General features: G+C 70.4%; 5 protein-coding genes. 1 reads left to right on the top strand and 4 read right to left on the bottom strand.

Translation table 11 applies throughout. From position 1 onward, the window contains the following. Window positions 1–22 precede the first annotated feature (22 nt). On the bottom strand, window positions 23–1,369 hold the full coding sequence (pmbA, locus tag VL129_RS15085) for a metalloprotease PmbA (RefSeq protein WP_414705215.1): 1,347 nt from the start codon (window positions 1,367–1,369) through the stop codon (window positions 23–25). Window positions 1,370–1,474: 105 nt separating this feature from the next. Between pmbA and yjgA the strand changes: the two genes are divergently transcribed. Beyond that, window positions 1,475–1,993: a ribosome biogenesis factor YjgA gene (gene yjgA, locus VL129_RS15080; RefSeq protein ID WP_325414120.1), complete on the top strand. Its 519-nt coding sequence runs from the start codon at window positions 1,475–1,477 to the stop codon at window positions 1,991–1,993. A 53-nt stretch (window positions 1,994–2,046) separates the two neighbouring features. On the opposite strand, the gene tldD is transcribed toward yjgA, so the two are convergent. The 3 genes from tldD to VL129_RS15065 are packed head-to-tail and all read right to left on the bottom strand — an operon-like array spanning window position 2,047 to window position 8,172. Continuing rightward, complete coding sequence (gene tldD, locus VL129_RS15075) at window positions 2,047–3,513, bottom strand: metalloprotease TldD (protein ID WP_325414118.1); 1,467 nt, start codon at window positions 3,511–3,513, stop codon at window positions 2,047–2,049. Between the two features lie 2 nt (window positions 3,514–3,515). Next, complete coding sequence (locus tag VL129_RS15070; protein ID WP_325414116.1) at window positions 3,516–4,367, bottom strand: carbon-nitrogen hydrolase family protein; 852 nt, start codon at window positions 4,365–4,367, stop codon at window positions 3,516–3,518. Between the two features lie 4 nt (window positions 4,368–4,371). Continuing rightward, window positions 4,372–8,172, bottom strand: coding sequence for a YhdP family protein (locus VL129_RS15065; RefSeq protein WP_325414114.1), 3,801 nt, complete (start codon window positions 8,170–8,172; stop codon window positions 4,372–4,374).

Here is an 8,172-nt window from a genome sequence, read left to right as displayed (position 1 = left end):
CAGCCTGCCGGCCCGAATCCCTTCAGCGTCCCGCCACCGTCATCCTTTCGATCAGCACCGAGCCGGTGCGGATGGTGCCGCGCATTTCCAGATCACTGCCGATGGCCAGGATCTGCCGGAACATGTCCCGCAGGTTGCCGGCGATGGTCACTTCCTGCACCGGAAACTGGATTTCGCCGTTCTCCACCCAGTAGCCGCCGGCGCCGCGCGAGTAATCGCCGGTCACCAGATTCAGGCCCTGGCCCATCAGCTCGGTCACCAGCAGGCCGCGGCCCATGCGCCGCAGCAGCGCGGCCTGGTCCTCGTCGCCATGGGTGATGAACAGGTTGTGCACTCCGCCGGCGTTCGCGGTACTCGGCAGGCCCAGCTTGCGGCCGGAATAGGTACCCAGCACGTAGGACACCAGCTCGCCGTCCTGGACGAAGGGCTTGGCAAAGGTCGCCAGGCCGTCGCTGTCGAACGCGGCGCTGCCCAGCGCGCGGGGAATGTGCGGCCGCTCGTCCAGGGTCAGCCAGTCCGGAAACAGCCGCTGACCCAGCGCGCCTTCCAGGAACGAGGCCTTGCGATACAGGTTGCCGCCGGCGATCGCCGCCAGGAAGTGGTTGAACAGCCCGGTGGCCAGCTCCGGCGAAAACAGCACCGGCACCTCGCAGGTCGGCACGGCACGGGCGCCCAGGCGGCTGACCGCCCGCTCGGCGGCGCGCCGGCCGATGACGACGCCGTCGGCCAAAGCGCTGCCGATCCGGCTGGCGTCGTACCAGTAGTCGCGCTGCATCTGGCCATCGCCCTCGGCGATCATCACGCAGCTCAGGCTGTGCCGGCTGCTGGCATAGCCGCCGACGAAGCCATGGCTGTTGCCATAGACGCGGCAGCCCAGGTAGCTGCTCAGACTGGTGCCGTCGGCGTTGCGGATGCGCGGGTCATATTCGAACGCCGCGGCCTCGCAGCGCAGCGCCAGCTCGACGGCCTGCTCCGGCTCGATGTCCCAGGGATGATAGAGGTCCAGATCGGGCAGCTCGCGGGCCATCAGCTCCGGCGCGGCCAGTCCCGCGCATTCGTCTTCCGAGGCGTGCCGGGCGATAGCCAGGGCCGCCGCCACGGTTTCGCGAATGGCCTCATCACCGGTGGCGGAGGTGCTGGCCGAGCCCTTGCGCTGGCCGAGGAACAGGGTGATGCCGAAGCCCTGATCGCGGTTGAACTCGACGGTTTCCACCTCGCGCTGGCGTACCGTGGTGCTCAGTCCCTGACCGGCACTGACCGATACCTCGCAGTCACTGGCACCCTGGCGGCGGGCCTCGGCGATGATCCGCTCGACCTTTTCCTGCAGGGACGGCAGCGTCTGCGGTCCCACCTTTTCACTAGCATTCATGGCCACTCTCCGGGCGCGGCCCCTGGCCACGCGCCTCATCCGTCCCGCGCGCTGCGGGATCGGGCTGCTGTTATCATGGCGCGCATTATCCACTGGATGCGCCCCATGTCTGAATTCCGCGACGACTTCTCCGAAGAGAAGAGCAAATCCCAGGTCAAGCGCGAACTGCACGCCCTGCAGGAGCTGGGCCAGCGCCTGACCACCCTCAAGCCCGAGCTGCTCGACCGGCTGCCGATCACCGAGGCCCTGCGCCGCGCCCTGGCCGATGCGCCCAAGCACACCGCCAATGTGGCCAAGAAGCGCCACGTCCAGTACATCGGCAAGCTGATGCGCGAGCAGGACATCCCGGCCGTTCTTGCCCTGGTCGACCAGTTGGATGCCTCGACCCGCGAATACAACGAACGCTTCCACGCCCTGGAACGCTGGCGCGACCGCCTGCTCACCGGCGGCGACGCGGATCTGGAAGCCTTCGTGGCGGCCTACCCGGACACCGACCGCCAGCACCTGCGCGGCCTGCTGCGCCAGGCCCAGCACGAGGCGGCCCACAACAAGCCGCCGGCGTCCGCGCGCAAGGTGTTCAAGTACCTGCGCGAGCTGGATGAGCTGCAGCGCGGCCTGCGCTAATCCGTAGGGCGGGCAACTCGCGCAGCGATTGCCCACCGCCTGCGCGCCGGTGTCTACCCTACGGCGCTCCCCGTTCCGCCCACGGTGATCGCATCGATCTTCAGCGTCGGCTGACCGACGCCCACCGGCACCGACTGGCCATCCTTGCCGCAGGTGCCCACACCGCTGTCCAGTGCCAGGTCGTTGCCGACCATAGACACCTGGTTCATCACCTCCGGACCGTTGCCGATCAGGGTCGCGCCCTTGACCGGCGCGGTGATGCGCCCGTCCTCGATCAGGTAGGCCTCGCTGGTGGAAAACACGAACTTGCCGCTGGTGATATCCACCTGGCCGCCGCCGAGGCTGGCGCAGAACAGCCCGCGCTTCACCGAACGGATGATCTCTTCCGGCTCGCTCTGCCCGGCCAGCATGTAGGTGTTGGTCATGCGCGGCAGGGTCAGGTGCGCATAGGACTCGCGCCGCCCGTTGCCGGTGGACGCCACGCCCATGAGGCGGGCGTTCAGCTTGTCCTGCATGTAGCCCTTGAGCACGCCGTTCTCGATCAGCGTGGTGCACCGGGTCGGCGTGCCCTCGTCGTCCAGGCTCAGCGAGCCGCGCCGCTTGGCCAGCGTGCCGTCGTCGACGATGGTGCACAGCGGCGAGGCCACCTGTTCGCCAATGCGCCCGCTGTAGGCCGAGCTGCCCTTGCGGTTGAAGTCGCCTTCCAGGCCATGGCCGACCGCCTCGTGCAGCAGCACACCGGACCAGCCGGGGCCGAGCACCACCGGCAGCGTGCCGGCGGGAGCGGCAATCGCCTCCAGGTTGACCAGCGCCTGGCGCAACGCCTCGCGGGCGTAGCCCATGGCCCGATCCTCATGCTCGTTCAGCTGTTCGAGGAAGAAGCGATAGTCGGTGCGCCCGCCGCCGCCATGGCTGCCCCGTTCGCGACGGCCGTTCTGCTCGACGATCACGCTGACGTTGAAACGCACCAGCGGGCGGATGTCGGCACCCAGGCTGCCGTCGCTGGCGGCGATCAGCACCTGGTCCCAGACGCCGGCCAGGCTGACCGTGACCTGCTGAATGCGCGGATCCAGCGCGCGGGTGGCGCGGTCGATGCGCTTGAGCAACTCCACCTTGGCGGTGCGCTCCAGCACGTCGAGCGGGTTGTCATGGGCATACAGGTGACGCACCTGCGGCGCGGCAAACGCCTGCACCCTGCCCTGCTGCCCGGACCGCGCGATCGAACGGGCGGCGCGGCAGGCGGCGCTGAGCGCCGCCTCGTCGATGGCGTTGCTGTAGGCGAAGCCGGTCTTCTCGCCGGACTGGGCGCGCACGCCGACACCCTGGTCGAGATGGAAGCTGCCTTCCTTGACGATGCCGTCCTCGAGAATCCAGGACTCGGACACTAGCGACTGGAAGTACAGGTCGGCGGCATCGATGCCCGGCCCCGCCAGCTCGCCCAGCAGGCGCGGCAGGTGTTCGATGCTCAGGCCGCCCGGCGCCAGCAGACGCTCGCTGACCGGCAATAACAGATCGTTCATGGTCACTCCGAATGCTTCGCCCGCGACGCCGCGAGCGACACTGAAAAGCGCCGGTGACCGTGCACCGGCATGTTCTGGCGAATCCCGGCCTGCGCCTGCGGGTCGCGCTGCAGCAGGCACAGGCCCTCGCCACGCACCGGGGCGGCATGCGGCACGCCCCAGGGATCGACGATCGCCGAATGGCCGTGGGTTTCCCGCGGGCCCGGATGCTCGCCACCCTGCCCGGCTGCAAGCAGGTAGCACTGGGTCTCGATGGCCCGCGCGCGGATCAGCACCTCCCAGTGGGCCGCGCCGGTCACCGCGGTGAAGGCCGCCGGCGCGCTGATCAGTTCGGCGCCGCGCTCGCGCAGCGCCGCATACAGCTCCGCGAAGCGCAGGTCGTAACAGACGGTCAGACCCAGACGGCCGACCGGTGTGTCGGCCACCACCAACTGCTCGCCGGGATCGAAGTCCGCCGATTCACGATAGCTGCCCCGGGCGTCACCGACCTCCACATCGAACAGGTGCAGCTTGTCATAGCGCGCCACCCGCTCACCGTGGATGTCGATCAGCAGCGAACAGGCGCGCGGCTTGGCGTGCGGCCTCCCGTCCGGCGGCAGCGGCAGGGTGCCGGCAACGATCCACAGGCCCAGTTCGCGGGCGGTGCGGCTCAGCCAGGGCAGCACCGGGCCGTCGCCCTGCGCCTCCAACCGCCCCAGCCCGGCCAGGTCGGCATGCCCCATGGCGGCGAAATTTTCCGGCAGCACCGCCAGGCGCGCGCCTTCGGCGGCGGCCTGTTCGAGCAGGCAGCGCGCGCGCTGCAGGTTGGCGGCCACATCGGCGCCGCTGACCATCTGGATGACGGCTAGGTTCATGGCTTCAGTCCTTCGGCTTCCCGGGCGTGATACGCGGCGCGCCGAGCGGCCCGCGAATCGAATACTCCACGGCGGCAAAGCGCAGCATCTGGCCGCCCAGCAGCTTGTCGACCAGATACAGCGCGCCGCCTACCACCGGCGCCCCGGCAATCAGCGCGGCCAGCGTCAGGTTGTTGGTCAGCGGCAGGGTCACCAGCATGCGTACGTCCACCTGTTCGCTGGCCATGTCCAGCTTGCCGGTGAGCTCCAGGTTGGCCGATGGCCCGGTCAGGGTGGTCGGTTCAAGATTGGTGTACACACCGCTGCGGGCCAGCAGCTTGCCCTGGACCCGATCATAGCTGAGCCCGCGGCCGAACAGATCGGAGAAGTCCAGCCGCAGGCGCCGGCCAATGGCATCGAAGTTCAGCAGGCCGAACACCCGCACCGCCGAGGCGGAGCCCTGCAGCTCGGAGAACTGGCCATTGCGCAGGTCGGCGTCCAGGATGCCGGAGAAATTGGCCAGGCGGATGCCCGTCGGCGCTCCCGGCCAGTTGCCATCGACCTGCAGGCGGAAACTCTCGCTGCTGGCCGTCGGGGCAAAGCCCCAGGCCTTGAGGATCCGGCTCAGGTCGCCGCCTTGCAGGCGACCGCGGAACCAACTGGCCTGCGTGCCGTTGAGCTGCGACCAGCCGGCCTCGCCATTGATCTTCAAGCCCTTGAGATCGAGCGCCAGCTCACTCAGGGCCCAGCCGCTGCCGCTGGGCCGGGCCTGGAACGACCAGGCGCCCAGCGGCGCGTCGTCCAGCAGCACCTGGCCGATGCGCAGGTCGAGCGGCGGCAGACGGCGCGGGTCGACTCCCGCCAGCGCATCACCCCTCTTGCCCTCGGCAGGCGCGGGCAGGCGCAGATGGCCCAGTCGGACATCGATCGGCCGCCCCGCCTGGTCCGGAACCAGGATGTCGCCGGCGACCGCGCGGCTGTCCAGCTCCAGCAACCAGGCCTGCGTGGTGCGATGCACGCGCAGCAGCAGGTCCTGCGGCTCGAGCCCCACGCCGGTCAGGCGACCGATGTGCAGGTGCGCCTCGCGCAGCGGCGGCGGCGTGCCACCCGCCCCGCCGGCGCCACCATAGCGCTCCCAGAAGGCGCGCCAGGCGGACACATCCACACTGTCGAGCCGGCCACGCAGCTGGACACCCGCTTCGCGGGGCGGCGGCGCCAGCCCCAGACCCATGCGCACTTCGCCACGCAGCTGCTGCCAGTCCTGTCCCGGCAGGCTCAGCGCCACGCTGAGGAATTCGTTGTAGTCGAGCCAGTGGCGCCGCTGCGTGCCGCCCAGGCTCATGCGCCAGTCGGCGTAGCGGGCCTCGGCGGCACGCTTGCCGAACGGGGCCGGCAGGTCGAGGGCCACGCCCTGCAGGCTGGAGTCCACACGCAGCAGGCTGTCGTCACCGTCGAGACGCAGGCGCAGCCGGTAGGGCAGCATGCCGCTGGCCGGCAGTGGCCGCGCCTGCCCGAGCCATTGCGCCAGGCGCTCGACCGGCATGCGGCCCTGCACATCCACCAGGGTGCGCTGGCGCCCGTCCTGCGTGTCGCTGTCGATCCGGCCCTGCACGCCCTGCTCCAGGAAGCGCGCGCGCAGTCCCCGTGCGCTGAGGCCGCTGCGGGTATCGAAGCGGAAATCGCCGTACAGGCCGTCGAGCTCCAGGCCCGGCAGATAGGGCAGCCGCAGCCGCGCGCCGTTCGGGCTGAAGCGCACCTCGGCCTGCGGCACAGGGCCGGCGGCCAGGGGAATGTCCAGACGCAGCGTCGCACTCAGCTCGCCGTCGCCTTCCCAGCCATTGAAGGCTGCGGCGGTGGGCAGCGGACTGTCCTGCAGGATCCGCAAGCCGTCGCCCACCGAGCTGAGCAGTTGCGCCTCCACGTGCAGCCGGCTGGGCTGGCCCGGTTCGGCGTGCGGCACCGCGAGGCTGGCCTCGCGAATGCGGCTGTCCAGCAGGCGGCCATCGCTGAGACTGACCCGCACGCCGCTGTCCTCAACGAACAGTTCGCCGCGTCCCTCGCGCAGCACCGGCCAGCCCGGCTGATAGTCCAGCTCGGCATCGCGCATCCTGAAATACAGGGCCAGGCTACGCGCTTCGGGCGAAACGCCGGCGTTCAGCGCACCCTGGAACTGGAAGAAGCCCTGCTCCACCTGGCCACCCCGGATGGCCCGCTGCAGCCAGTCGGCCAGCGCCGGGCTGAGTGCCGGGCTGGCGGTCGGCAGGTATTTGCCGGCAAAGCGCGCATCGCCGTCGCGCAGGCCGACGCGCAGATCCATGTAATCCTCGGCCTGGGGATCGCGGCTGAAGCGCAGCATGAAGTCACCCGCCAGGCGGCCTTCCTCGCCGTCGAGCTGCACATACGGCGCCCACAGACTGAAGGCCTCGTCGCCCAGCCGCCAGCCCAGTCGCCCCTGGGCGCGGTGGTACCGCCAGGGCGCGGGGAACAGTTGCGGCAGGTGTAGCAGCAGGTCGCGGCTGTCGAGTTGCAACTCGCCCCCGCCGAGGGTGCCCTCCAGGCGGCCCATCAGCCCGGCGGCCGCCGGCACGCCATGGTAGGCGGCAAACGCCACCTGCTCCAGATTCAACGAATAGCGCAAGCGCTCGGCCGGCGCGGCGGCCTCCGGTTGATAGCTCAGCCGGACGTTGCGCAACCGGCCCTCCGGGCGCAGCGCCTGCAGCCACTCGCGCGCCGGCTCCGGCAAGGGCGCCAGTTGCTGGACCAGCGGCACCAGCGGCGCCAGGTTCAGGCGATCGCTGGCCAGTTCCCAGCGACCCTCGTCGCGGTGCTCCTCCAGGCGCAGGCGTGCCTCGCCCCAGCGCGTGCCGTCGAGGGTGACCGCCAGCGAATCCACCAGCAGGCGCCGCCCGCTCGGACCGGGCTCGAAATAGCTGCTGAGATTGAGCTCCTCCAGGCGCACCGGCGGGCGATCGGCGTAGCTGAGCTGCGCCAGTGGCAGGTGCAGGCGCACCACGGCGCGCTGCAGGGCGCGCTCGGACCATTGCGCCCAGACTTCACCACCGCCCAGCAGGCGCTGCAGATGCCAGTCGCCCAGCAGGCCGTCCGGCAGCCAACGTGCCCAGTCGCTCTGGGGCAGACGCAGGTACAGATCGCCGCTGGCCTCCTGCCAGCGGCTGGGCCGCAGGCGCAGGTCCAGGTGCAGGGCCAGCGGCTTGCCGTCCGGCAGCAGCAGACGGCCATCCAGCCGGTGCCGGTCGCCCCCCTCGAGGTCGAGATTGAGGTTCAGGTAGGAGAGATTCAGGGCCGCGCCTTCGCGCGGCTGCACGATGAGCTGGCTGTCGACCACCGCGACCCGCGGGAAGCGCCGCAACTGACGCAACCAGTGGACGGGATCCGCTTCGCCCCGCGCCTCGCCCCGGGGCAGGCCGGCCAGCGACCAGCGCCCCTGTGCGTCCTGGCGCAGCAGCAGTTGCACGCCCCCGAGTTCCAGCGCGTCGAGACGCGGCTGCCAGTGCCGCAGACTGCCCAGCAGATCGGGGCGCAGGCGCAACTCATCGATGCGCAGCCCGGGTTCTTCGCCGAGGCTGATGTCGCGTGCGACCAGCTCCGGCAGGAAGCCGTTCATGCGTGCGCTCAGACGGCCGATGCGCAACGGCGTGCCCAGCGCCTCGCTGGCGCGCCGCTCCAGCGACTCGCGATAGTCGCCCAACAGCGGCGCCAGTTCGCGCCCCAGGCTGACGTACAGGGCGGCCAGCACCAGCCCCGCCGCCAGCAGGCCGAGGCACAGGCGCAACAGGGCATTGAACAGACGCAGCGGCGAGATCAC

It is taken from the genome of Pseudomonas sp. (genome assembly GCF_035497915.1).
In the GTDB taxonomy this organism is placed as follows: domain Bacteria; phylum Pseudomonadota; class Gammaproteobacteria; order Pseudomonadales; family Pseudomonadaceae; genus Serpens.
This window is presented reverse-complemented; position numbering and strand designations above follow the sequence as displayed.

Bases quoted from the DNA above. Each gene is read 5' to 3' on its own strand.
- pmbA (WP_414705215.1), bottom strand. From the start codon at position 1,369: ATGAATGCTAGTGAAAAGGTGGGACCGCAGACGCTGCCGTCCCTGCAG.
- yjgA (WP_325414120.1), top strand. From the start codon at position 1,475: ATGTCTGAATTCCGCGACGACTTCTCCGAAGAGAAGAGCAAATCCCAG.
- tldD (WP_325414118.1), bottom strand. From the start codon at position 3,513: ATGAACGATCTGTTATTGCCGGTCAGCGAGCGTCTGCTGGCGCCGGGC.
- VL129_RS15070 (WP_325414116.1), bottom strand. From the start codon at position 4,367: ATGAACCTAGCCGTCATCCAGATGGTCAGCGGCGCCGATGTGGCCGCC.